Here is a 25,018-nt window from a genome sequence, read left to right as displayed (position 1 = left end):
CGGCGTAACCTTCGGACAAGGTTTACAAAACGTCGATGCCCTCGACGCATTTCCGCCGCTTGGTTGTCGAATGGTTTTGCAGTAAGAGGCTCTATCCTCGAACGTAACGGGAACCTCCGTCGCCTGCCCGCAAAAAGCGTGGCAGTATCGGGTGGTGATTCGCAGCATCGCAATCCAGGATCAGCATGAACGACAGCAACGATCTTTTCGGCAATCTTGACAAGCAGCCGCAACCGGTTCGCGCCACCGTGCGCCCGGCCGACCCGCTGGTGCAGGCGGCGAAGCGGCCGGCATCCCGCGACGGCAGCGAGAGCTACAGTGCCGCCGACATCGAGGTTCTGGAAGGACTGGAGCCGGTGCGGCGGCGGCCCGGCATGTATATCGGCGGCACCGACGACAAGGCGATGCACCATTTGTTCGCCGAGGTCATCGACAATTCGATGGACGAGGCGGTCGCCGGCCACGCGACCTTCATCGATGTCGAGCTTTCGGCCGACGGATATCTGGCGGTGACCGACAATGGCCGCGGCATTCCAGTCGATCCGCATCCGAAATTCAAGAAGCCGGCGCTCGAAGTCATCATGACGACGCTGCATTCGGGCGGCAAGTTCGACAGCAAGGTCTACGAAACCTCGGGCGGCCTGCACGGCGTCGGCGTCTCCGTCGTCAACGCGCTGTCGGACCATCTCGAGGTCGAGGTCGCGCGGGGCCGCCAGCTCTATCGCCAGCGCTTTTCGCGCGGCGTTCCGGTGACCGGCCTGGAGCAGCTCGGCGAGGTGCATAACCGCCGCGGCACCAGGATCCGCTTCCATCCCGACGAACAGATCTTCGGCAAGGGTGCCGCTTTCGAGCCGGCGCGGCTCTACCGCATGACCCGCTCGAAGGCCTATCTGTTCGGCGGCGTCGAGATCCGCTGGACCTGCGATCCCTCGCTGATCAAGGAGAAGGACACGACGCCGGCCAAGGCCGAGTTCCATTTTCCCGGTGGCCTCAAGGATTATCTGAAAGCCTCGCTCGGCGACGAATTCCAGGTCACCCGCGAAATCTTTGCCGGCAAAAGCGACAGGCAAGGCGGCCACGGCTCGCTCGAATGGGCGGTGACCTGGTTCGGCGGCGACGGATTTCTCAATTCCTACTGCAACACCATCCCGACCGGCGAAGGCGGCACCCATGAGGCCGGCTTCCGCAACGTCTTGACCCGCGGCCTGCGCGCCTATGCCGAGCTGGTCGGCAACAAGCGCGCTTCGATCGTCACCTCGGAAGACGTCATGATCTCGGCGGCGGGCATGCTGTCGGTGTTCATCCGCGAGCCGGAATTCGTCGGCCAGACCAAGGACAGGCTGGCGACGATCGAGGCGATCAGGATCGTCGAGGCCGCGATCCGCGACCCCTTCGATCACTGGCTGGCCGACAACCCGCAGGAAGCTTCGAAGCTGCTCGAATGGGTGATCGCGCGTGCTGACGAGCGGGTGCGCCGCCGCCAGGAAAAGGAAGTCTCGCGCAAGAGCGCGGTGCGCAAGCTGCGCCTGCCCGGCAAGCTCGCCGACTGCACGCAGAATGCCGCGGCCGGTGCCGAGCTCTTCATCGTCGAGGGCGATTCGGCCGGCGGCTCGGCAAAACAGGCACGTGACCGCGCCAGCCAGGCAGTGCTGCCGCTGCGCGGCAAGATCCTCAACGTCGCCAGCGCCGGCAACGACAAGCTGGCTGGCAACCAGCAGATTTCCGACCTGATCCAGGCGCTTGGCTGTGGCACTCGGTCAAAATACCGCGATCAGGATCTGCGCTACGACCGGGTCATCATCATGACCGACGCCGACGTCGACGGCGCCCATATCGCTTCTTTGCTGATCACCTTCTTCTATCAGGAGATGCCGAGCCTGGTCCGCGGCGGCCATCTCTATCTGGCGGTGCCGCCGCTCTACTCAATCCGCCAAGGCGGCAAAGTCGCCTATGCCCGCGACGATGTGCACAAGGACGAGCTTCTGCGCACCGAGTTCACAGGCCGCGGCAAGGTCGAAATCGGCCGCTTCAAGGGGTTGGGCGAAATGATGGCCGCCCAGCTCAAGGAAACCACCATGGACCCGAGAAAGCGCACGCTGCTTAGGGTCGATGTGATCGACGCCGAGGCGGCGACCAAGGATGCGGTCGACGCGCTGATGGGCACCAAGCCGGAAGCCCGCTTCCGCTTCATCCAGGAACGTGCGGAGTTCGCCGAGACCGAAGTGCTGGATATTTGAGCGTCTTCTGCTCCGCCCAGCACCATCGTCATCCACCTCGCTGACTTTCGAAATTGGCTCCCCCTTCTCCCCCTGTGGGAGAAGGTGGCCGAGCGAAGCTCGGTCGGATGAGGGGTGCTCCAGCTTGGTAAAAACGCACTCCGTCCAACACCCCTCTTCCGTCTCGGCGCTGCGCGCCGATCCACCTTCTCCCACAAGGGGAGAAGGCAAAACCGCGCTATTACCGCCACGGTTTCAACTCTCATCGCCCGATAGAAGCGATTTGGCTCCCCTTCTCCCCTTGTCTTGTGGGAGAAGGTGGCCGAGCGAAGCTCGGTCGGATGAGGGTGTTCCAGCTTGGCAAAAACCGCACTCCGTCCAACACCCCCCTTCCGTCTCGGCGCTGCGCGCCGATCCACCGCCCAGGGCGAGTCACGGGCCTCGCCCGCCCTTCGGGCCCACAAGAGAAGAAGACAAGACCGCGCTATTACCGCCACGGTTGCAAACTCTGGTCGCCGACACTAGGCAGCCGCGATTGCCAGCGCGTGGCCACGCGCGTTTTCGCGCAGCGCATCGAGGTGGATCGATTTGACCAATCCGGCGAGATCGCCTTCGGCCGACTGCCCGCCCAATTCCTTCAACATTAGCCAGCTGACTTCCTGGACGCCGGCGAGGCGCTTGCCGTTGGCGACCTCGCGCCAGATCTTTAGCGCTCGCAGGATGATGGCGTGCGTGACCGCGGCAAGGCCGGCGCTGCGGAACAGCGCCTGCAGCGCCACGTCATGCCCGCCGGCCAGCAACGCCCTCACTCGTTGTTCGGATTGCTGGCTGAGCGCAACCAGCGCCGAGCCGAAGAAGTCGACCTTGCCATGCGCGATGGTGCGAATGATGAAGCTTGCGGTCAGGTCGCCGCGCAGGCGCAGATGCTCGATGAGCGCCGCATGTTCTTCCTGGCGCGTGCCTTCGATCAGCGTCATGGAAGCTTTGACGCAGGCGTCGCGCATGACGCGCTCGGTTCTGGCACGGCCCATCAGTGCCACCACCAGCGGCGAGCCTTTAAGCGTTTCACCAAGTTTTATCAGCAGCATATGCCGGCAGTCGGCCGGCAGGCGCGCATCGGAAATCAGCGCTTCGCGCACCGAAGGCAGATGGCCATGGCGTTCGGCGATACGGCGGAAGCTGAGCGAAGCGATGTTGGCGCCGCTGTTGGCGAGAAGCGTGGCGCAGGCTTCCGGCTCGCCGATTTCGGCGATCGCCGCTGCGACCGCCATGGAGACACGCGCACGATCCGCGATCAGTTTCTGCGTCGCCTTTTGGCCACCGGCAACGCGGTCGATCAGATCGGCATCGGTGAGCATCGGCGAACGTGCCAGCACCAGGCTTGCAACTTCCGGTTGATCGGACGCCAGCGCGCTGATGATCTGCAGCGGCGCGTGATGGCTCATCGACAGCGCTTCTGCAATCGCCAGCCGCACTTTCGACGAGGCATCGTCGAGCAGCAGCGTCAGCGCGGCCTCCGCCGCGCAGCGATCCTCGAAAGGCAGATCGGCATTGATGTAGGCGCGAGCCAGAGCGCCTGCCGCAGCGGCGCGCTCCGAAACCCTCGCCGTGTAGATCCATTTCAGGAAATGCGAAACAACCATGCCGTCCGCTGCGCCCCTAGCCCGAGTCCGTTCCCGCCCCGTGACGACCGTAGGCAGAAATGGTTTACGAACGGTTCACCATGTTTGTTAACTGGCTTGCGAGCGCGGTATGCAGCGCCTATCAACCTTTCCTTAGGGCGACATGGTCCCTTTCGGAAAGTACGCTCTAACACTTTGAATCTTCGCATCGTGCTTTCCGAAAAATCGATTCCGATTTTCGGGCCGATGCGGCAGCGGAGGACATCGATCATGGCTGGGCTTTATCTGGAAGAGTTCGTCGTCGGCCATGTCTTCCGGCACACGCTGCGGAAAACCGTCACTGAAAGCGACAACATGCTGTTTTCGGTAATGACGCTGAACCCGCAGCCGCTGCACATCGATTTCGACTTCGCCGCCAAAAGTGAATGGGGCAAGCCGCTGGTCAATTCGCTGTTCACGCTGGGCCTGATGATCGGCATTTCGGTGAACGACATCACCGTCGGCACCACAATCGCCAATCTCGGCATGAAGGAGACGGTGTTTCCGCATCCGGTCTTCCACGGCGACACGATCCGCGTCGAGACGACGGTGGTGTCGGTGCGCGACTCCAGGTCGAAGCCGGACCGCGGTATCGTCGAATTCGAGCACCGCGCCTATAATCAGAATGACGTGCTCGTTGCCAAATGCACGAGGCAGGCGATGATGATGAAGAAGGCGGCCTGACCGATGCGCTCGCTGCTGTTCGTTCCCGGCGATTCCGAAAAGAAGCTGGAAAAGGCGTTTGGCGCCGACGCCGACGTGGTCATCGTCGATCTCGAGGATTCGGTTGCGCCACAAAACAAGGCTTTGGCACGCGACATCGCCGCACGCTTCATCACCGAACACAGGCAACAAACCAGATCCGCAATCTATGTCCGCATCAATGATCTCTCGGCCGGCCTGACCGATGACGACCTGGCGGCACTCGTGCCGGTGAAACCCCACGGCATCATGCTGCCGAAGTCGAACAGCGGCCAGGATGTCCAGCATCTCTCGGCCAAGCTCAGGGTGCACGAGGCCGAAAGCGGGCTGCCGGATGGTGCGATAAAAATCCTGCCGATCATCACCGAAACAGCTGCCGGCGTGCTGGCGGCTGCGACCTACGCCAACGCAAGTGCGCGGCTTGTCGGCGTGACCTGGGGTGCGGAAGATCTATCGGCAGCAATCGGTGCGCGCACGGCCCGCGACGAGAACGGCCGCTACACCGATGTGTTCCGCTTCGCCCGCACCATGGCCATCCTCGCCGCGGGTGCTGCGGAAGTCGCGGCGATCGACACGGTTTTTCCGCACTTTCGCGACATGGCCGGCTTCGCGGCGGAATGCGCCGAGGCAGAGCGCGACGGCTTCACCGGCAAGATGGCGATCCATCCGGCGCAAGTGCCGGCCATCAACGCCGCCTTCACGCCGTCGGCCGAGGCGGTGAAACACGCCCTGGTGATCGTCGAGGCATTCGAGGCGGCTGGAAATCCCGGCGTCGTCGGCATCGATGGCAAGATGTACGACCGGCCGCATCTCACGCTGGCAGAGCGACTTCTGGCGCGAGCCAGAGCGGCAGGGATTCCGGCCTAATATTTTGCCAGCCTAATCTTTTCTCCAGCGAGGCCGGCTCATTGAAAATATCTCGCTGACGCTGGCATAGTCCATATAGCCGAGACGGCCGACATTGCCCGCCTTGACGATATCGAACATGCCGTCTTTCAGAAATGCATCATCGATATGCACGCCGACGACTTCGCCGGCAACGACGACAGCGCTGGTAAGCGTCCCGTCCAGTGCCTTTGGCCGCAGGATTTCCGTCACCCGGCATTCAAGCGCCGCGGGCGCTGCCGCGACACGGGGCGGCGCAACAAGACGCGAAGGCGCCATGGTGAGATCAGCATAGTCGAATTCGGTGACGCCGCGCGGCGCATCGACCGCCGTGCGGACCATTTTTTCAGCGAGATCGCGGCTGACGAGATTGGCGACGAACTCGCCTGTTTCTTCGGCGAAGGTGGCGCTGTCCTTCTCGCCTTCGGACGAAAACCAGACGATGAAGGGCCGCGTCGAAAACGCATTGAAGAAGGAATAGGGGGCGAGGTTGACCTCGCCAGCCTTGTTCACCGTCGAGATCCAGCCGATCGGCCGTGGTGCCACGATCGCCTTGGACGGGTCATGCGGCAGCCCGTGACCTTTAGACGGCTCGTAGAACATTCAGCCCACCCACGGCCCTGCATAGTCGGCATAGAGCTTTGCCGGATCAGGCCGCGGCCGCTCGGGCGCCGGCCCCTGATAGGAGCCGATATGGACGAATCCGACGACCCGCTCATGCGGCGCCAGTCCCAGGATCGCCCTGCCCTCCGGCACATCGGAATACCAGTTGCTGATCATGTTGGTGCCATAGCCCAGCGCATTGGCTGCTATCATGAGGTTCATCGCCGCCATGCCGCCGGACAGGAACATCTCCCATTGCGGGATTTTTGGGTTTTCCTTCGGACTCGACACCACGCCGATCACCAGCGGCGCGCGCGAAAAGCGCGCCAGTTCCTGGTTGTGGCGGCCTTCTGGCAGCGGCCCTTCGCGCTGTGCGGCAAGGGCTGCCAGCTTCTTGCCGATCTCGACGCGTGCCTCGCCCCGGTAGAGGATGAAGCGCCAGGGCTCGAGCCGGCCGTGGTCCGGCACCCGCGAGGCGGCGGCAATCATCGTCGCGATGTCAGCGTCGCTAGGTGCTGGTTCCTTAAGCTCCGGGATCGGCGCGGAATTTCGGGTCAGCAGAAAATCGATGATCGGCGACGCCATGGGCGCAAGTCTCCTTGGAATTTAAGCTGAAGCGCACCATCGGGGCATCGGGCGGCTCGGGCATTGGCGCGGCGCGCCGACAAAGAGCCTCTAGCAGAAGCTGATCGGACTCTTAAGCCTTGAAATTGCCACCGCCTTGGGCTTCAACGCAAGCCATGTTTGAGGGGACATTGCGACTTTTCCCGATCTGGCTCGCTGCCGCACTGTTGATGGTGCCGGTTTCGCTTGCCGCAGCTCAAGATGCGGACGGCCTCGGTGATCTGAAGCTTCCCGGAATTTCGAACTATGCGCCTCCGAAAAGCGATGCACCCCTGGCAGCGAGGAGCAGCGGCGCGATCACGCTGTCGGCGCAGTTGACCGACAAGGGCGCCGACATCACCCGCGGCATCGTCTGGCGCGTCTTCAAGCCTGACCCCACCGGCGACGGCAAGCTGCCGATGGTCGCTTCCGCCCATGGCGGCAGCGCGGTGTTCCAGCTCGAGCCCGGCAGCTATCTTGTCCATGCCTCTTACGGCCGGGCCGGTGCCACCAAGCGCATCACCCTCGGCAAGGACGCCAAGCGCGAAAGCCTTGTGCTCGATGCCGGCGGACTCAAGCTCGACGCCGTGCTGTCGGGCGGATTGCGCATACCGCCGAAGAAATTGCGCTTTTCGATCTATGAAGGCCAGGCCGAGGCCAATCACGATCGCGCCCTGATCATACCCGATGTCGAGCCGAACAGCGTCGTGCGGCTGAACGCAGGCGTCTATCACGTCGTCTCGACCTATGGCTCGGTGAATGCGGTCATCCGCTCTGACATCCGCGTCGAGGCCGGCAAGCTGACCGAAGCGGCCGTCGAGCATCGTGCGGCGGAGATGACCATGAAGCTGGTGCGCGAGCCGGGCGGAGAGGCGATCGCCGACACCTCCTGGTCGTTGCTCAACGAGTCCGGCGATCCCATCCAGGAAACCGTCGGCGCCTTTGCTTCGATGGTGCTTGCCGAGGGCGACTACACCATTATCGCCAAGAACCGCGACCGCATCTATCAGAAAGATTTTACCGTCGTGGCCGGGCAGAACACGGAAATCCAGGTTTTGGCCACGGAGGCCTCGGCGATCGATCCTCAGGAAGGCGCGGACTAAAGCGTCGGGGCACTGCCTTACAGGCGCCGGCGGTCAAGCCGCTTTGCGCATGCGTCGCGGCAGAAACTGGCCGCCGCCGCGCGGCTCGGCCGGAGCCAGATCGAAGACGGCCCGGTAAAGCCGCTCGAGCAAAGCCTTGCGGTCGCGCACCGGCTCTAGCTCGTCCCATCCCAGCACGTAGCCGACGCGCACGTCGATCGATTTGCCGGACAGCCGCGCGAATTCGTGGATGAGCAGGGAAGTACGAAGCGTTAGCGAAGCCTTGCCGACGAACTTCGCCACGCGCCCTTCACGCTCGGCCAGGTTCATGGGTCCGCTGACCAGGTGGAACAGCCGGCCGTTCTGGCCGGAAAAGTGCATCGGGACAACCGACGCCTTGGCGTCTTGGACAAGACGGGCCGGAAACATCTTCCACGGCAGGTCGCGCGCCCTGCCAAAACCTTTCGGCGCGGTGGCGACGCCGCCCGCGGGGAAGACGACGATGATGACGCCGTCTTTCAACAGCCGCACCGCCTCGTGGCGCACCGCCATGTTGTTCCTGAGCGCGTCCTTGGTCTCGGAAAAGTCGATCGGCAGCGAATAGGGCTCCAGCTCGCGGATCTTGAGCAGATCCTTATGGATCATGACGCGGAACGGGCGCTGCAGCTGCTCGGCCAGCGACAGCACCGCAATGCCGTCGCCGATGCCGAACGGATGATTGGCGACGATCACCAGCGGCGTGTCGGGCAATTTTTCTGGCGGCCACTGGCCAGTGGTCCGCACCCTGACATCGATCAGCTCCAGCATGCGGCTGAACACACGCTCGCCGGTCGGCGCCACATGACGGCGCCAAAAGTCATAGAGCGCCGCGAAGCGGTCGCGGCCGGACAGGCCTTCGATGGAGTGGATGAACCAGCGCGTCAATGCCGGCTGATGCGGGCTGGCATAGGAAAGCTCAGGAAACGGTCTTTCGCGCATCTTCAGCTTGAGCATTAGGGCTCGTTACAAGGCTGGCGTGACAAGCATATGAAATGGCGGTGGTGATCGCTCCACCGCCATTTCATCGACAATCCGGCTGAACTCAGGCCGCTCGTTTGCGCCTGCGGTCGGGCGTCACTGCTTCTTCGGTAAGCATCGCCACCGCCTGGCCAAGGCCGAGCGACTCCTGGTCGCGCGAGCCGAGCCGGCGGATGTTGACCGTCTCTTCCTCCGCCTCGCGCTTGCCGCAGACGAGGATGACCGGAACCTTGGCCAGCGAGTGCTCGCGGACCTTGTAGTTGATCTTCTCGTTGCGAAGATCGGCTTCTGCCAACAGTCCGGCTGCCTTCAGCTGCGCGACGACCTTTTGCGCGTAATCGTCGGCATCGGAGGTGATCGTTGCAACCACCACTTGCAGCGGTGCGAACCATAGCGGGAAATGGCCGGAATAATTCTCGATCAGGATGCCGAGGAAGCGCTCCATCGAGCCGCAGATGGCGCGATGCACCATCACCGGCTGCTTTTTTTCCGAATCCGAGCCGATGTAGAAGGCGCCGAACCGTTCCGGCAGGTTGAAGTCGACCTGCGTGGTGCCGCATTGCCAGTCGCGGCCGATGGCGTCCTTCAGCACATATTCGAACTTCGGCCCGTAGAACGTGCCCTCGCCCGGATTGACGCCCGTCTTGATCCGGTTGCCCGACCGCGCCGCGATCTTGTCGAGCACATCCTGCAGCACGCCCTCGGCATGATCCCACATCGCGTCGGTGCCGACGCGTTTTTCGGGGCGGGTCGCCAGCTTGACCGTGATTTCGTCAAAGCCGAAATCGGCATAGGTCGACAGGATCAGGTCGTTGATCTTGATGCACTCGTCCGCGAGTTGTTCCTCAGTGCAGAAGATGTGGGCATCGTCCTGGGTAAAGCCGCGCACGCGCATCAACCCATGCAGCGCGCCGGACGGCTCGTAGCGATGCACATTGCCGAATTCCGCAAGTTTTACCGGCAGATCGCGGTAGGACTTCAGCCCGTGCTTGAAGATCTGGACGTGGCCGGGGCAGTTCATCGGCTTCAGCGCAAACATCCGGTCGTCGTCGGTGTCGTCGCCGGCAACCGTCACCTTGAACATATTGTCCCGGTACCAGCCCCAGTGACCTGAGGTCTCCCACAGGCTCTTGTCGAGCACTTGCGGCGCGTTGACTTCCTGATAACCCTGCTCGTCGAGGCGGCGGCGCATGTAGTTGACCAGGTTCTGGAACAGTCTCCAGCCCTTGGCATGCCAAAAGACGACGCCCGGCCCCTCCTCCTGGAAATGGAACAGGTCCATCTCGCGGCCGAGCTTCCTGTGGTCGCGCTTTTCGGCTTCCTCCAGCAAGGTCTGATAGGCATCGAGCTGCGCCTGATCGGCCCAGGCCGTGCCATAGATGCGGGTCAGCATCGGGTTGTTCGAATCGCCGCGCCAATAAGCGCCGGCCACCTTCATCAGCTTGAAGGCGCTGCCGATCTGTCCGGTCGAGACCATGTGCGGGCCGCGGCAGAGGTCGAACCAGTCGCCCTGGGCATAGATTTTTAGGTCCTGATCTTCGGGAATGGCGTCGATCAGTTCCAGCTTGTAGCGCTCGCCCTTGTCGGCAAAGATTTTCTTCGCCTTCTCACGCGACCACACCTCTTTGGTGAACGGCTTGTTGCGCGCGATGATCTCGCGCATCTTCTTCTCGATCACCGGGAAATCGTCGGGCGTGAACGGCTCGTTGCGGGCAAAATCATAATAGAAGCCGTTCTCGATCACCGGGCCGATGGTCACCTGCGTGCCCGGCCACAATTCCTGCACGGCTTCGGCCAACACATGCGCTGCGTCATGGCGGATGAGCTCCAGCGCGCGCGGGTCTTCGCGGGTGATGATCTCGACCTTGCCGGACTTGCCGAGCGGGTCGGAAAGATCGCGCAGCACGCCATCGATCGAGTAGGCGACCGCCTTCCTGGCCAGCGACTTCGAAATCGATTCCGCCAGGCCGGCGCCGGTCATCGCCGCATCGTAGTCGCGGACGGAGCCATCGGGAAATGTCAGGGAAACGGAATTCAGCATAAAATTCTCCTATCCAGTCCCGCAAACGAGCGCGGGTGGTGACATGCATGTCGCCCAGAAACTGTGCAGCGGTTTTGGGCAATGACATGCAAAAGTAAAAAGCCGGATGCGTCCGGCGGCAGTCTTTTATGGGCAGATTTTCGTGCCGTAAAGGCGAATGGCCGATCACTTGCTCTTGTTGACGAGATTCGGCAGCTGTTTCAGGAACACCGCCCGCGTCTGAGGACCCTTCGGCGTATCGGAACGTTTCGTATCGATTACCAGGCGGGCAAAGACGATGCTGCGGGAATCCTTGTTGGCCCAGCCGACAAACCAGCCGAGCGAGCGCCAGCCATCTGAGCGCTTGTCGACGCTGTCGCCAAGCCTGGTGGTGCCGGTCTTGCCGTGGACGGTCCAGCCACCTGCCTGGAAGGTCGGCAAGATCGCCCTGGTCATCGCGTGGGCCTTGTCCGAAACCGGCAGTTCGCCGGCAAGCAGCCGGCGCAGGAAGTTCGCCTGTTCGACCGGCGATATCTCAAGCGAAGAATTCACCCAGGACCGGGTGAGGCCATCATTCTTGCCGGCATTGCCGGCAACATCGGTGTTGCCGTAATCGAATTTCGAGACGTAGCCGGCAAACCGCTCGTTGCCGAGCCGGCGGGTGATTTCCTGCGAAAACCACAGCACCGAGTCCTTTTCCCAGATCGTTGGGTCGACGGTTTTCTGGTCGCGCTTGACCGCCTTGAACTCGGGCTTGTAATCCCAGGCCGGCGTGTGCTCGTCGCTCAGGATTCCCGAATCATAGCCGATCAGCGCCAAGGGCACCTTGAAAGTCGAGGCGGGACTGAAGCGCTGGTCGCAGACCCCGTCCCGATACAGCGTTTCACCGCTTGCAGCATCCAGGATCAGCGTGCATTCGACCTCCTCCAGCGGCGCCGATTGAGCGCCGATCGGAAAACCCAAAAGCCAGGCCAGAAGGTAGAGAACCACGGCGAAAACGAATGGACGGCGGTCTAGCTGGCGCATTGGGACAATCTCTCCTGAGGCATGTCAGGAGCGGCTTAGCTAGGCGTCTTGTCTCGATTTTGTCTTAAATGCGCAACGTGCGGTTAACCCTAGCAAATCGTAAAGATCCTGCTCGATGCTGAGCTTACGCCCCACCGGCAGTTTCAGGATCACTGCGCTTTTTTCCGATCCGCCAGTACCGCCAGGGCGTGAACCAGACATAGGGCTCGGCCAGCACCTCCGGTACCCGGTCGATGCCATGCGTTCCGCCCGGCCCGCAGCGCAGCACGCGGAAAAAACCCATCCAGCCGCCGGCCCATAGCCCATGGCGGGCGATCGCTTCGTGCGCGTATTCGGAACAGGTCGGCAAATGCCGGCAGGAATTGCCGACAAAGCCGGACAGCGTCAGCTGGTAGAAGCGCACGAGCGAGGTGCCCAAAATTCGGCCGGGCGTCTTGCGCCACGGACCCGGCCAGTTGCGTGTATATCGCGGCCTCTGATGCGTGTGGTCGGTCGCCATTTGACGGCTAGGCCGCCTGTTCGGCGCGCTTCTTCTCGATCTGGCCGATCGCGTCGACCACGGCATCGAAGGTCAGCATGGTCGAGGCATGGCGCGCCTTGTAGTCGCGCACCGGTTCGAGATATCTGAGGTCGGCGAAGCGACCTTGGGGCGGCGCGCCGTTTTCCTTCAGCATCTTCAGCATCGTCTCGCGAACGCTGCGCAATTCATCGGCGCTGGCGCCGACGACATGCTGCGCCATGATCGAGGACGACGCCTGGCCAAGCGCGCAGGCTTTGACGTCATGGGCGAAATCGGTGACGATGCCGTCATCCATCTTCAGATCGACAGTCACCGTCGAGCCGCACAGCTTGGAATGCGCGCGCGCGGTTGCATCGGGATGGTCGAGCCGGCCGATCCGCGCGATGTTCCCGGCAAATCCCAGAATTTTCGCATTGTAGACGTCGTCGATCATATTTTTCCAATCCGTCGCCGCCGAGCGAACAGCGATTGCCGCAGACGGCCTTCCTTTCGCTCGCAACGATCATATATAATGCTGGTACTCGGGTATGGACAAGGCAACCGACAACCGCGTCCCTGCTCAAATCACTTCACGCCGCTTACGGGCTGGAAACAGGGCACGTTTCTAACACCCGAAAGGTCGTGGTCCGTTCAACTCGTTCCTCCTGAGAGGGGAACTACGGGAGACGCCTTTATGGATGCCGTCATCAAGAAATTCATGCCCCCTTCCGCCTATATGGAAAAGCCGGTCACCGATCGGCCGACCGAAGCCGAAGCCGAGGCCGCGGTGCGCACGCTGTTGCGTTGGACCGGCGACAACCCGGACCGGGAGGGCCTGGTCGACACGCCAAAGCGCGTGGTGAAGGCCTATCGCGAAATGTTCGGCGGCTACGACAAGTGCCCGGCCGAGGAACTCGGCCGCACCTTCGAGGAGGTCGCCGGCTATGACGACCTCGTCCTGGTAAAGGATATAACGTTCCATTCGCATTGCGAGCACCACATGGTGCCGATCATCGGCAAGGCGCATGTCGGCTATCTGCCGGACGGCAAGGTCGTCGGCCTGTCCAAGATCGCCCGCGTCGTCGATATCTTTGCCCAGCGCCTGCAGACCCAGGAAGCGATGACCGCACAGATCGCCGGCGTCATCCAGGATGTGCTCAATCCACGCGGCGTCGCCGTCATGCTCGAAGCCGAGCATATGTGCATGGCCATGCGCGGCATCCGCAAGGAAGGATCCACGACGCTGACCTCGACCTTCACCGGCGTCTTCAAGGACACGCCCGAGGAACAGGTCCGCTTCGTCACCATGGTGCGCGGCGGCAGGGGCTGAACGAGCCTCGCCGGCTGCCAGCCATGATCGTGAGAAATGAGAACCGGTTCTCGAATCAGATCATGGCCAAACAACAAGACAGCGCCTCGCCCATTCCGATCCTATCGGACTGGGCGAAGCGCTGAACAAGGACCGGCGATGTCGGCAGTGGAATTTCCGAAAGCTCCATCAGACAAGAAAACACTGGAAGAAAGCACGGTCTTTTCGCCGCGCTTCGATGCCGGCGGCCTGGTCACCGTCGTCGTCACCAATGCCGAAGACGGCATGCTGCTGATGGTCGCGCATATGAACGCCGAGGCGCTGGCGCTGACGCTGGAAACCGGCATCGCCCACTACTGGTCGCGCTCGCGCAGCGCTCTGTGGAAGAAGGGCGAAACGTCCGGGAATGTCCAGAAAATCGTCGAGATGCTCACGGATTGTGACCAGGACGCAATATGGCTGCGCGTCAAAGTGATGGGCCACGACGCAACCTGCCACACCGGCCGGCGTTCCTGCTTTTATCGGACGGTGGGACTGATCGACGGCAAGGGGACGCTTGCCAGCGATGGCAGCAAGCCGCTGTTCGATGCGCAAGAAACGTATCGAAAGCCCCATGAACCATCCATTTGAACCATTCGCCGAACTGCAATCACGTATATTCATGATTTCGATACGGCCTGCCGATAATTTAGCCGCGGGACAAGGGAGATTGTGATGCTCGACTGGGCGTCATTGCATAACAGACCTGACGTTCGGGAGGCCAATGGCCTGTCATCGGCCGCCGGTGCATCCAAAATCAGCTCCGCCAGGAAAACAGGCATTTCGCTGGCATTGGGCGGCGGCTGCGCGCGCGGCTGGGCCCATATCGGTGTGCTGCGCGCGCTCGACGAAGCTGGCATCGAAGTGTCGATGATCGCCGGCACCTCGATCGGCGCGCTGGTCGGCGGCTGTTATCTTGCCGGCAAGCTGGATGAACTGGAAGAATTCGCAAGAAGCCTGACCAAGCGGCGCATTTTTGGTCTTCTCGATCTCAATTTGCGCGGCAGCGGATTGTTCGGCGGCATGAAGCTCGATGCACGGCTGCGCGAGCACATGGCCGGCATCCGTTTCGAAGATCTGCCCAAGCCTTTCGTCTGCGTCACCACGGAGATCCGCACCGGCCATGAAATCTGGCTGTCGGGCGGCTTGCTGATCACCGCCATGCGCGCCTCCTATGCCCTGCCCGGCGTGTTCGAACCGGTCAGTTGCAACGGGCGCGTGCTGGTCGACGGTGCGCTGGTCAATCCGGTCCCGGTCTCGGTCTGCCGCGCCTACGAGCAGCCGCTCGTGGTCGCGGTGAACCTTCACTACGATCTGTTCGGCCGCGCCGCCGTCATCAAGCACAGCGCCGGCGAACTGGTCGTCGAGAAGGACGCGCCAAGGCCCGGCCTCATCGACACAGGGCACCAATACCAGACACGGCTCGGCATTACCGGCGTCATGGTCGAAGCCTTCAACATCATCCAGGACCGCATTTCGCGGGCGCGTCTGGCCGGCGACCCGCCTGATCTGTCGCTGCAGCCAAAGCTCAGCCATATCGGCCTGACCGAATTCCACCGCGCCGACGAGGCGATCCGCATCGGCTATCAGGTGACGATGGCCCAGATCGACGAGTTGGCCCGCCTGCAGGCGGTTCTCGCCTGAACAGCGACTGACCGTCCGCGCAGAAAAAGGAAGCTAATCCTCAGGCGCGCGCGGCATCGACGATGCGGAACTGCACAGTGCGGTTGCCGTTCCAGTAATTGCCCGACAGCGAACCGGCGACATGCACCGGCTTGCCCCTGTTCTTGAACAGGAATTCGCCGAGCGCCGTATCGACGGCGCGAAACGCGATCGCCTGGATGCGGCCGCCGCTTTCCGACTGCAACTCGGCGCGGATGTGATTGGTGCCGACCGGCCTCGCATCGGCAAGGCGATGGCGCGGCAGCGCAAAGACTGGTGCGACGTGCCCGGCGCCGAACGGGCCGGCTTTCTCCAGTGCATCGAGCAGGCCAAGCGTCGCGCCCTCGGCGGCCAGCGCACCGTCGATCGCCAGGCTTTCCTCGCCCTGCAGCCGGAACACCTCGGCCGCCGCGCGTTCCTCGAAGAAGGCCCTGAGCGCGCCAAGTTTCGCCCGCTCCACCGTGATGCCGGCCGCCATGCCATGGCCGCCGCCCTTGACGATCAGCCCGGCAATGGCCGCCTCGCGCACCAGCCGGCCAAGATCGAAGCCCGACACCGAACGGCCCGACCCCGTGCCGACACCATTGGCGTTGAAGGCAATGGCGAAAGCCGGCCGGCGCGCATGGTCCTTGAGCCGCGAGGCCAGCAGGCCGACGATGCCCGGATGCCAGTTGGAGCTGGCGGTGACGACGATGGCCGGACCATTGCCGCCGGCAAGCTCGGCATCGGCCTCGACGCGTGCCGCGGCCAGCATTTCCAGTTCCATCTGCTGCCGCTCCTGATTGAGCCGGTCCAGCGTCTCGGCGATAGTGCGGGCCTCGACAGGATCGTCGGTGGCGAGCAGGCGGCCGCCGAGTGCTGCGTCGCCGATGCGCCCGCCGGCATTGATGCGCGGGCCGATCAGATAGGCCAGATGAAAGGTGCTGACCGGCTCGCCGATGCGCGAGACCCGCGCCAATGCCGCCAATCCTTCGTTCCGCTGCTGGCGTGCGATCTGCAGTCCCTTGACCACGAAGGCGCGGTTGACGCCGGTCAGCGGCACCACGTCGCAAACGGTGGCCAGTGCAACGAGGTCGAGCAGGCCGAGCAGGTCCGGCGGTGCGGCACCCGGCAACCGGCCGCGCAGGATCTTCGCCGTCTGCACCAGCGCCAGGAAGACGACGCCGGCGGCACAAAGATGGCCCTGCCCCGAAAGGTCGTCCTCGCGATTGGGATTGACGACCGCAACCGCTGCCGGCAACGGACCGCCGAGCTGGTGATGATCGAGCACCACGACATCGGCGCCGGCAGCGTTCGCCGCGTCGATGGAAGCGGCGCTGTTGGTGCCGCAATCGACGGTGACGATCAGCGTCGCGCCGCGCGAGACGAGTTCGCGCATCGCTTCCGGATTGGGGCCGTACCCTTCGAAGATACGGTCCGGTATGTAGATCTCCGCAGGCACCGAGAAATGCGTGAGGAACCGCTTGAGCAGCGCCGACGAGGCCGCGCCATCGACATCGTAGTCGCCGAAGATCGCCACCTTTTCCCTGGCAACGACTGCCCCGGCGATGCGGGCGGCGGCCTTGTCCATGTCGGTCAGCGACGCCGGGTCCGGCAAAAGATCGCGGATGGTCGGATCCAGGAACCGCTCGGTCTGCTCGGCGGTCACGCCGCGCCCGGCGAGCACGCGCGCAACGATGTCCGGCACGCCATAGCCTTGCGCGATGGCAAGCGCGGTCATGTCCTGCCGCTCGGTCAGCCGGTGTTCCCAGGAAACACCTGATGCAGACTGCCTGACATCGAGGAAGATACGGTTTTCGCCCGTCATGCGACGCGCCGTCTGCGGATTGTCATTGCTCACAATATGCGACGGCCAGCCCTGAGTCGGGAATCAAAACTTTTCCAGATCCTGGTGCCTGGCCTTGATCTCGCGCACGGTGCGCGACGACGAGCGCAGCACGATCGTGTGCGTGGTGATGGAATTGCGGCCGAACTTGACGCCGGCCAGCATGTTGCCGTCGGTCACGCCGGTTGCTGCGAACAGCACGTCGCCGCGCGCCATGTCGTGCGCGCGGTAGACCCGCTTCGGATCGAGGATGCCCATCTTCGCTGCGCGCGCCAGCTTTTGCGGTGTGTCGAGGATCAGCCTCCCCTGCATCTGGCCGCCGGTGCAGCGTAATGCTGCCGCCGCCAGCACACCCTCCGGCGCGCCGCCGGTGCCGAGATAGATGTCGATGCCGGTTTCGTCCGGATCGGTGGTGTGGATGACGCCGGCGACGTCACCGTCGCCGATCAGCCGGATCGCAGCGCCCGTGGCGCGCACCGCCTCGATCAGCGCGCCATGGCGCGGCCGGTCGAGGATGCAGGCGGTGATCTCCGACACAGCCACGCCCTTGGCCCTGGCCAGGCTGGCGATGTTTTCGGCCGGCGTGGCGTCGATGTCGATGACGCCGTCCGCGTAACCCGGGCCAATGGCGATCTTGTCCATATAGACGTCGGGCGCGAACAGAAGGCTGCCCTTTTCCGCGATCGCGATGACCGCCAGTGCATTGGGCAGGTTCTTGGCGCAGATCGTCGTGCCTTCGAGCGGATCGAGCGCAATATCGACCGCCGGGCCTTTGCCGGAACCGACCTCTTCGCCGATATAGAGCATCGGCGCCTCGTCGCGTTCGCCTTCGCCGATCACCACCGTGCCGTTGATGGCGAGGCGGTTGAGCTCTTCGCGCATCGCGTCGACCGCGGCCTGGTCGGCAGCCTTTTCGTCGCCGCGTCCGCGCAATCTGGCTGCCGCAACGGCGGCCCGTTCGGTCACACGCACCAGTTCCATGGTGAGTATCCGGTCAAGGCCGGCGACGATGTTCTGGGCAATGTTCATCGGTGAAAAATCCTCGTTGGCAGATTGCCTCCCGTTAGAGCGCCGCGCGTCCAATGGACGAGCAAAGGACGCTCTAAGTCTTTGAATCTACGCATCGTGCTTTCCGAAAATCGATTCCGATTTTCGGGCCGATGCGTAAGAGGCGCGCCGGTTGTGTCAAAGCTCCATGACAACAGCAAGACCTCAGCGGGTCATTTTTGAAAACACAATGATATCAATCGATTGAAGGAGAAAAGAGAATGCCTATTCCGCCCGCTCGATGCGGATGACCTGCGGCTTGTCGGTCAGATGATCATCCCTGGTGATGCCGTCGACGGCCTTGCGGACCGCCGCCTCCGTCGTCTCGTGGGTGACGAGAATCACTGTTTTCTGCAAGGCGGTATCCGGCCCGGCGGCGTGCTGCACGATCGATTCCAGTGAAATGTCGTTGTCGGCCATGCGTTTGGCTATTGCCGCAAAGACGCCGATGCGGTCATGCACGGTCAGCCGGATGAAATAGCCGCCGGCATGGCTGCGCATCTGCGCTTTCTTGTAAGGACGCAATTCCTTCGCCGGCAGACCGAAGACCGGACCGTGCCGGAAGCCGGGCCGGCTCTTGGCGATGTCGGCAATGTCGCCAACCACTGCCGATGCGGTGGCATTGCCGCCGGCACCGGGACCGGAGAGCAAAAGCTCGCCAAGGATATCGGTTTCGATGGCCACCGCATTGGTGACGCCGTGCACCTGCGCGATGACCGAGGCCGTCGGCACCATGGTCGGGTGCACGCGCTGTTCGATACCGCTTTCCGTGCGCTGGGCGACGCCAAGCAGCTTTATCCGGTAGCCGAGATCCCCGGCCGCGCGGATGTCGGCCTGGCTGATGTTGGAAATGCCTTCCATATAGATGTCGTTGGCGGCAATCCTCGTGCCGAAGGCAAGGCTGGTCAGGATCGACAGCTTGTGCGCGGTGTCGTGGCCCTCGATGTCGAAGGTCGGATCGGCCTCGGCATAGCCCAGCCGCTGCGCATCCTTCAGGCAGTCGTCGAACGACAGGCCCTCGGCTTCCATGCGGGTCAGGATGTAGTTGCAGGTGCCGTTGAGGATGCCGAAGACGCGGGTCACCGAATTGCCGGCCATCGCCTCGCGCATCGTCTTGATGACCGGAATGCCGCCCGCCACCGCCGCCTCGTAATTGAGCAGTACGCCCTTCTTCTCGGCGGTCTCGGCCAGCGCCACGCCATGTTTGGCGAGCAGTGCCTTGTTGGCGGTGACGACGTGGCGGCCGGCTTCAAGTGCTGCTTTCACGGATGAATGCGACGGCCCTTCGTCGCCGCCGATCAGCTCGACGAAGACGTCGATCTGGGCGGTCTGCGCCATCGCCACCGGATCGTCGAACCACTTGGCTGCGCCGAGATCGACGCCGCGGTCGCGTTTGCGATCGCGGGCCGAGACGGCCGACACGACGACCTCGCGGCCGCATTGCCGCGTCAGTTCAGCCGCCTTGTCGCGCAGCACGCGCGCCACCGACGCGCCGACGGTGCCAAGACCGGCGATTCCAACACGCAACGCTTCAGCCATGTCCGGCGACGCCCCTCAAGAATTTGGTCGATGTGGTACCAGGCAACTCAACGATGCGCGGCGAGCGGCACCACATTGTTGGGCTGTTTGGCGCTGGACGCCAGGAAGCGCTTGATGTTGCGCGCCGCCTGCCGGATCCGGTGCTCGTTCTCGACCAGCGCGATGCGCACATGGTCGTCGCCATGCTCGCCGAAGCCGACGCCCGGCGCCACCGCCACGTCGGCGTGCTCGATCAGAAGCTTGGAGAATTCGAGCGAGCCGAGATGCTTGAACGGCTCCGGGATCGGCGCCCAGGCGAACATCGACGCCGCCGGCGCCGGGACGACCCAGCCGGCGCGGCTGAAGGCGTCGACCATGACGTCGCGGCGCTTGTGGTAGATGTCACGCACTTCGGCGATATCGGCGCCGTCGCCGTTGAGCGCATGCGCCGCCGCCACCTGGATCGGCGTGAAGGCGCCGTAGTCGAGATAGGATTTCACCCGCGTCAACGCCGAGATCAGCCGCTCGTTGCCGACGGCAAAACCCATGCGCCAGCCGGGCATCGAAAAGGTCTTCGACATCGAGGTGAACTCGACCGTCACGTCGATCGCGCCCGGCACCTGCAGCACCGAGGGCGGCGGATTGCCGTCGAAATAGATTTCCGAATAGGCAAGGTCAGACAGGATGATGATGTCGTTCTTCTTGGCGAAGGCGACCACCTCCTTGTAGAAATCAAGCGAGGCGACCTGCGCCGTCGGGTTCGACGGATAATTGAGGATCAGCGCCAGCGGCTTCGGGATCGAATGGCGGATGCCGCGCTCCAGCGCCGGAATGAAGCCGTCGTCCGGCTCCACCTGCAGCGAGCGGATGACGCCGCCCGACATGATGAAGCCGAAAGCGTGGATCGGATAGGTCGGGTTTGGGCACAGGATCACGTCGCCGGGCGCGGTGATGGCCTGCGCCATATTGGCAAAACCCTCCTTCGAGCCCAGCGTCGCCACCACTTGCGTGTCCGGGTCGAGTTTCACGCCGAAACGGCGGGCATAGTAATTGGCCTGGGCGCGGCGCAGGCCCGGAATGCCGCGCGACGACGAATAGCGATGCGTGCGCGGGTCGCGCACGACCTCGCACAATTTGTCGACGATGGCCTTGGGCGTCGGCAGGTCCGGATTGCCCATGCCAAGGTCGATGATGTCGGCGCCGCGCGAACGGGCACTGGCCTTCAGCCGGTTGACCTGCTCGAAGACGTAGGGCGGAAGCCGGCGGACCTTGTGAAATTCTTCCATGTCAGTTCCAGTGGTGGGGTCAATTCCAGACGGTCAAAGTAGTTTGGCTAAGGTGCTTGTCGGTCGCGCGATATAATCCTATTTGCAGCTAGGGTCGAGGGCGGGATCGCATTTGGCTTCGATCTGCTTCAGCGCATCGGTGCCGTGCTGCTTTGCCAATGTGGTCAGCGCCGCCGGGTTCGCGACCTTGACCGCGCCGCCCTTTGAACCCTGCGCCTGTGCCTCCGCCTTCAACTGGGCGAGCCTGGCGTTCTTTTCCGCCTCGGTGAATTGCTCCGCCGCCGCCTGCGGCGGGATATTCAGGTTCGGATAGGTGCCGGTGTTCTTCGGCCCGTCGGTAGCAGCGACAGGCGTAGCGCCCTCGATATTGGTGCTCGAACAGCCTGATATCGCCAAAAAGACCACCGCCGCGCCTGTGCGGCAAAAACGACCAGTGCCAGAAAAAACGGTTTTGCCAGTATCAGTCGTCATATTGTTTTCCCTGGCAGCCAAGATAGAGCGCGTTGGACCCTGTTGGATGTGCCATGATACTATGTCAAGAAAACGCTTCGGGAGGAACCCCGCGAACCATGTCCAAAACACCCGATTCGGGCAAAGCGGAAGATGACCGGCCTTCGACCGTCGAGCAATATCTGGTCAAGGACCCGGAACGCTTCGCCTTGAACCTGGCCCGCATGATCGAGCAGGCCGGCAAGGCGGCTTCCGCATGGGCCGAGCCACGCGAAAAAGGCGAGGTGCGCGATCATGTCGCCGAGCCGGTCGTCGACATGGTGAAAACCTTCTCCAAGCTCAGCGAATACTGGCTTTCCGATCCGCAGCGCGCGCTGGAGGCGCAAACGCGGCTGTTTTCCGGCTACATGACCGTCTGGGCCAACTCCATCCAGCGTCTCAGCGACGGCGGCGAAGACGCCGAAGACGCGGTCAAGCCCGAGCCCGGCGACAAGCGTTTCCAGGACCCAGAATGGGGCCGCAACGCTTTCTTTGATTTCCTCAAGCAGGCCTATCTCGTCACCTCGCGCTGGGCGAACGAACTGGTCGAGCACGCCGATGGCCTGGACGAGCACACCCGCCACAAGGCCGGTTTCTACGTCAAGCAGGTGTCCAACGCCATCTCGCCGTCGAATTTCATCCTGACCAACCCGGAATTGTTTCGCGAGACAATCGCCTCGAATGGCGAAAACCTGGTGCGCGGCATGAAGATGCTGGCCGAGGACATCGCCGCCGGCAAGGGCGACCTGAAACTGAGGCAGGCCGACTATTCGTCTTTCGAGATCGGCAAGAACCTGGCCACGACACCCGGCAAGGTGGTGGGCCGCAGCGACGTCGCCGAGATCCTGCAATATGATCCTGCGACCGAGACCGTGCTCAAGCGGCCGCTGCTGATCTGCCCGCCATGGATCAACAAATTCTACATTCTCGATCTCAACCCGCAAAAATCCTTCATCCGCTGGGCCGTCGAGCAGGGCCACACCGTGTTCGTCATCTCCTGGATCAACCCGGACGAGCGCCACGGCACCAAGAGCTGGGAGGCCTATATCAGAGAGGGCCTGCAATACGGCCTGGACACGATCCAAAAGGCAACCGGCGAACAGGACGTCAACGCCGTCGGCTATTGCGTCGGCGGCACGCTTCTGGCGGCGGCGCTGGCGCTGTTGGCGCAGGAAGGCGACCACCGCATCAAATCGGCCACCTTCTTCACCACCCAGGTCGATTTCACCTATGCCGGCGACCTGAAAGTGTTCGTCGACGAGGAGCAGGTCGCGGCCGTCGAAAAGGCGATGAACGAGAAGGGCTATCTCGACGGCACCAAGATGGCGACCGCCTTCAACATGCTGCGCTCGGGCGACCTGATCTGGCCCTATGTCGTCAACAACTACATGCGCGGCAAGGATCCCCTGCCCTTCGACCTGCTCTACTGGAACGCCGATTCGACCCGCATGGCCGCAGCCAACCATTCCTTCTACCTGCGCAATTGCTATCTCGAGAACAGACTTTCGCAAGGCGAGATGGAACTGGCGGGCCGCGTCGTATCGCTGAAGGATGTCACCATCCCGGTCTATAACCTCGCCTCCAAGGAAGACCATATCGCGCCGGCGCTTTCGGTGTTCCTCGGTTCGAAATATTTCGGCGGCGAGGTCGACTACGTCCTGGCCGGCTCCGGCCACATCGCCGGCGTCGTCAATCCGCCGGCGGCGCAGAAATATCACTACTGGACCGGCGGCAAGCCAACCGGCGACTTCAACGAGTGGCTGGCCAAGGCCACCAACCATCCCGGCTCCTGGTGGCCGCACTGGCAACGCTGGATCGAGGCCAGGGACGACACCCGCGTGCCGGCCCGCAAACCCGGCAAGCGCATGAAACCCCTGGGCGATGCGCCGGGCACCTATGTCAAGGTGCGTGTGTAACCTTCTGTAATGTGTGGTGAGTTGACGCGCCGGTAAAAGCGGGCGAAATGGTGTCGTCAACCCTTAAGCACTCTCGATTCTTCTCTAGCCGTCGAATTACTCTGGGGCTTGCGGATTTGACACAGGTCTCGTTTCCGTTCGGGGACAAGGGTTTATTGCGGCGAGACGTTTCGGTGCCGCCAATGAAGTACCGACCGGACATCGAGGGGGAATTTGGTTTTGAAATCAGCAGGATCGCGCCTCGCGAAGGGAGAAAGCCGCGCCATTGCGGCCGCGCTTTTCTCCGTGCTCCTGGCGTCCTGCACCTCGGCCGGCGACCCGTCCCTGTCCGTCGGCATGCCTGGCTACAATGCCTCGGCTACGGACACGGCCTCCGGCACCCAACAGGTCACCACCGATTCGTCGTCGCAGATGACGACTTCACAAATGACGATGACCGCCAAGGGCGACGCAAGCCTTCCCGAGCAGGTCGCTTCTGTGCCAGTGGCCAAGCCAGGGGCGCAGGCCCTCCAGGGAGGCGCCAGGTCGGATGCCGGCTTCCCCGTCGCGGCTGCAGCGGGCGCAGAGACGGCTGCGGGCCAGACGCCGCAGCCACAGGCGGCGCAGACGGTTGAACAGGCCGACGCTGCTACGCAGAAGACTGAAGCCGCCGATGCCGGCACGGCCGCGCCGAAGTCAAAGGCCGAGGCCGCCGCGCCGGCGATGAACAACCCGGTCTATGTGACCGCCGCAGAGCCGCAGGCCTATGCGCCGAAGAAGAAGGGGTTCCTCGCCTCTTTGTTCAGCGCCACGCCCGCCTCGGCAGCACCTGCCCCGCAGGCCAACAACAGGTCGGGCGAGCAACCGCCGGCGGCGCAGCCCAAGGCCGCACAGCCCAAGCCGGCGGCAAAACCCGCCATCACCCTGGCTTCGGCCAAACCGGCTGAAAAGCCGGTGCAACTGGCTTCGCTCGGCGATACCAGCCGTTTCACCGATGACGGGCTGCCTGGCGTGCGCAAGACCGCGCTTTTCGGGATCAAGCGCAAATCCGGCCTCGACGACGACAGCGACGTCGATCTGAACGAGGATGACGCCTATCAGGTGGCATACGCTCCCGGTCTTGCCCGGCTGGCGCCCAACGGTCTTTTGAAGCAGACCGAGAATGTCGACGTTGCCTGCCTAAAACCTTCGCTGGTCCGCGTGCTGAAGACGATCGAGGGCCACTACGGCAAGAAGATGATCGTCACCTCCGGCTATCGTGACCCGGCCCGCAACCGCCGCGCCAACGGCGCCAAGAATTCGCTGCACATGTATTGCGCCGCCGCCGACATCCAGGTTCCAGGCGTCCCGAAAGCGCAACTGGCAAGCTACATCCGCAGCATGCCAGGGCGCGGCGGCGTCGGCACCTACTGCCATACCGAATCCGTCCACATCGACGTCGGTCCCGAGCGCGACTGGAACTGGCGCTGCCGTCGGCGACGGTAACGGCTGGTTCTCCCCTCGTTTTACGCAACTTGAAAAGTGTGCCGTCTCAGATGGCACGCGATGCTGCGTCGAACTGGGAGAAATCGCCGAAAATGCGCGGCTTTGTGGTCACCGAAAAAAGTTGTCGCAGGTAGCGGCAGACGGGTTGC

At 63.0% G+C, this 25,018-nt stretch carries 22 protein-coding genes; 9 read left to right on the top strand and 13 right to left on the bottom strand.

The genetic code is table 11. The features are described from left to right. Positions 1-185 precede the first annotated feature (185 nt). Positions 186-2,237 carry a DNA topoisomerase IV subunit B gene (gene parE, locus JG739_RS16555; RefSeq protein WP_202362533.1) on the top strand — a complete coding sequence of 684 codons (2,052 nt, stop codon included), beginning with the start codon at positions 186-188 and terminating at the stop codon, positions 2,235-2,237. A 500-nt stretch (positions 2,238-2,737) separates the two neighbouring features. On the opposite strand, the gene JG739_RS16550 is transcribed toward parE, so the two are convergent. After that, on the bottom strand, positions 2,738-3,859 hold the full coding sequence (locus tag JG739_RS16550; protein ID WP_202362532.1) for a DUF2336 domain-containing protein: 1,122 nt from the start codon (positions 3,857-3,859) through the stop codon (positions 2,738-2,740). 249 nt (positions 3,860-4,108) lie between these two features. Between JG739_RS16550 and JG739_RS16545 the strand changes: the two genes are divergently transcribed. Beyond that, positions 4,109-4,561: a MaoC family dehydratase gene (locus tag JG739_RS16545; protein WP_123150788.1), complete on the top strand. Its 453-nt coding sequence runs from the start codon at positions 4,109-4,111 to the stop codon at positions 4,559-4,561. A gap of 3 nt (positions 4,562-4,564) precedes the next feature. Further along, positions 4,565-5,446: an HpcH/HpaI aldolase/citrate lyase family protein gene (locus tag JG739_RS16540; protein ID WP_202362531.1), complete on the top strand. Its 882-nt coding sequence runs from the start codon at positions 4,565-4,567 to the stop codon at positions 5,444-5,446. A 12-nt stretch (positions 5,447-5,458) separates the two neighbouring features. Here JG739_RS16540 and JG739_RS16535 read toward each other — a convergent pair whose 3' ends face one another. Beyond that, on the bottom strand, positions 5,459-6,067 hold the full coding sequence (locus tag JG739_RS16535) for a flavin reductase family protein (RefSeq protein WP_202362530.1): 609 nt from the start codon (positions 6,065-6,067) through the stop codon (positions 5,459-5,461). Further along, positions 6,068-6,652 (bottom strand): nitroreductase family protein, encoded by a 585-nt coding sequence (locus JG739_RS16530; RefSeq protein ID WP_202362529.1) that lies wholly within the window; start codon positions 6,650-6,652, stop codon positions 6,068-6,070. A gap of 155 nt (positions 6,653-6,807) precedes the next feature. Here JG739_RS16530 and JG739_RS16525 point away from each other — a divergent pair, with 155 nt between their 5' ends. Continuing rightward, positions 6,808-7,773, top strand: coding sequence for a hypothetical protein (locus JG739_RS16525; RefSeq protein WP_202362528.1), 966 nt, complete (start codon positions 6,808-6,810; stop codon positions 7,771-7,773). Between the two features lie 33 nt (positions 7,774-7,806). Here the strand turns inward: JG739_RS16525 and JG739_RS16520 are convergent, their stop codons facing one another. From JG739_RS16520 to JG739_RS16500, 5 genes are all read right to left on the bottom strand, one after another. Beyond that, on the bottom strand, positions 7,807-8,745 hold the full coding sequence (locus JG739_RS16520; protein ID WP_202362527.1) for a lysophospholipid acyltransferase family protein: 939 nt from the start codon (positions 8,743-8,745) through the stop codon (positions 7,807-7,809). An 88-nt stretch (positions 8,746-8,833) separates the two neighbouring features. Continuing rightward, positions 8,834-10,810, bottom strand: coding sequence for a threonine--tRNA ligase (gene thrS / locus JG739_RS16515; protein ID WP_202362526.1), 1,977 nt, complete (start codon positions 10,808-10,810; stop codon positions 8,834-8,836). 165 nt (positions 10,811-10,975) lie between these two features. Beyond that, the gene (gene blaOXA / locus JG739_RS16510) at positions 10,976-11,815 is read right to left on the bottom strand and encodes a class D beta-lactamase (protein WP_202362525.1); all 840 of its coding nucleotides are present in this window, start codon (positions 11,813-11,815) and stop codon (positions 10,976-10,978) included. A gap of 124 nt (positions 11,816-11,939) precedes the next feature. Next, the gene (yidD, locus tag JG739_RS16505) at positions 11,940-12,314 is read right to left on the bottom strand and encodes a membrane protein insertion efficiency factor YidD (protein ID WP_202362524.1); all 375 of its coding nucleotides are present in this window, start codon (positions 12,312-12,314) and stop codon (positions 11,940-11,942) included. A gap of 7 nt (positions 12,315-12,321) precedes the next feature. Then, complete coding sequence (locus JG739_RS16500) at positions 12,322-12,768, bottom strand: iron-sulfur cluster assembly scaffold protein (RefSeq protein ID WP_023801044.1); 447 nt, start codon at positions 12,766-12,768, stop codon at positions 12,322-12,324. A gap of 240 nt (positions 12,769-13,008) precedes the next feature. Between JG739_RS16500 and folE the strand changes: the two genes are divergently transcribed. From folE to JG739_RS16485, 3 genes are all read left to right on the top strand, one after another. Then, a complete protein-coding gene (gene folE, locus JG739_RS16495) occupies positions 13,009-13,644 on the top strand; it encodes a GTP cyclohydrolase I FolE (protein ID WP_023801043.1) in 636 nt (211 codons plus the stop codon). Between the two features lie 138 nt (positions 13,645-13,782). After that, on the top strand, positions 13,783-14,253 hold the full coding sequence (gene hisI, locus JG739_RS16490) for a phosphoribosyl-AMP cyclohydrolase (protein ID WP_202362523.1): 471 nt from the start codon (positions 13,783-13,785) through the stop codon (positions 14,251-14,253). 84 nt (positions 14,254-14,337) lie between these two features. Then, the gene (locus JG739_RS16485; RefSeq protein ID WP_202362522.1) at positions 14,338-15,306 is read left to right on the top strand and encodes a patatin family protein; all 969 of its coding nucleotides are present in this window, start codon (positions 14,338-14,340) and stop codon (positions 15,304-15,306) included. 40 nt (positions 15,307-15,346) lie between these two features. Here JG739_RS16485 and recJ read toward each other — a convergent pair whose 3' ends face one another. From recJ to JG739_RS16460, 5 genes are all read right to left on the bottom strand, one after another. Further along, positions 15,347-17,131, bottom strand: a complete 1,785-nt coding sequence (recJ, locus tag JG739_RS16480; RefSeq protein WP_202362521.1) for a single-stranded-DNA-specific exonuclease RecJ — start codon at positions 17,129-17,131, stop codon at positions 15,347-15,349. Between the two features lie 63 nt (positions 17,132-17,194). Further along, positions 17,195-18,178: a class II fructose-bisphosphatase gene (glpX, locus tag JG739_RS16475; protein WP_202362520.1), complete on the bottom strand. Its 984-nt coding sequence runs from the start codon at positions 18,176-18,178 to the stop codon at positions 17,195-17,197. Positions 18,179-18,421: 243 nt separating this feature from the next. Then, positions 18,422-19,735: a homoserine dehydrogenase gene (locus JG739_RS16470; protein ID WP_202362519.1), complete on the bottom strand. Its 1,314-nt coding sequence runs from the start codon at positions 19,733-19,735 to the stop codon at positions 18,422-18,424. Positions 19,736-19,782: 47 nt separating this feature from the next. Then, positions 19,783-21,000 carry an LL-diaminopimelate aminotransferase gene (locus tag JG739_RS16465; protein ID WP_202362518.1) on the bottom strand — a complete coding sequence of 406 codons (1,218 nt, stop codon included), beginning with the start codon at positions 20,998-21,000 and terminating at the stop codon, positions 19,783-19,785. A 78-nt stretch (positions 21,001-21,078) separates the two neighbouring features. After that, a complete protein-coding gene (locus JG739_RS16460; RefSeq protein ID WP_202362517.1) occupies positions 21,079-21,471 on the bottom strand; it encodes a hypothetical protein in 393 nt (130 codons plus the stop codon). Positions 21,472-21,569: 98 nt separating this feature from the next. Between JG739_RS16460 and JG739_RS16455 the strand changes: the two genes are divergently transcribed. Together JG739_RS16455 and JG739_RS16450 are read left to right on the top strand one after the other, a co-directional pair. After that, positions 21,570-23,405 (top strand): PHA/PHB synthase family protein, encoded by a 1,836-nt coding sequence (locus JG739_RS16455; RefSeq protein WP_202362516.1) that lies wholly within the window; start codon positions 21,570-21,572, stop codon positions 23,403-23,405. Positions 23,406-23,618: 213 nt separating this feature from the next. Then, positions 23,619-24,869 carry a YcbK family protein gene (locus JG739_RS16450; protein ID WP_202362515.1) on the top strand — a complete coding sequence of 417 codons (1,251 nt, stop codon included), beginning with the start codon at positions 23,619-23,621 and terminating at the stop codon, positions 24,867-24,869. The last annotated feature ends 149 nt before the right edge of the window (positions 24,870-25,018 follow it).

Source organism: Mesorhizobium sp. L-2-11 (assembly GCF_016756595.1).
Classification (GTDB): domain Bacteria; phylum Pseudomonadota; class Alphaproteobacteria; order Rhizobiales; family Rhizobiaceae; genus Mesorhizobium.
This window is presented reverse-complemented; position numbering and strand designations above follow the sequence as displayed.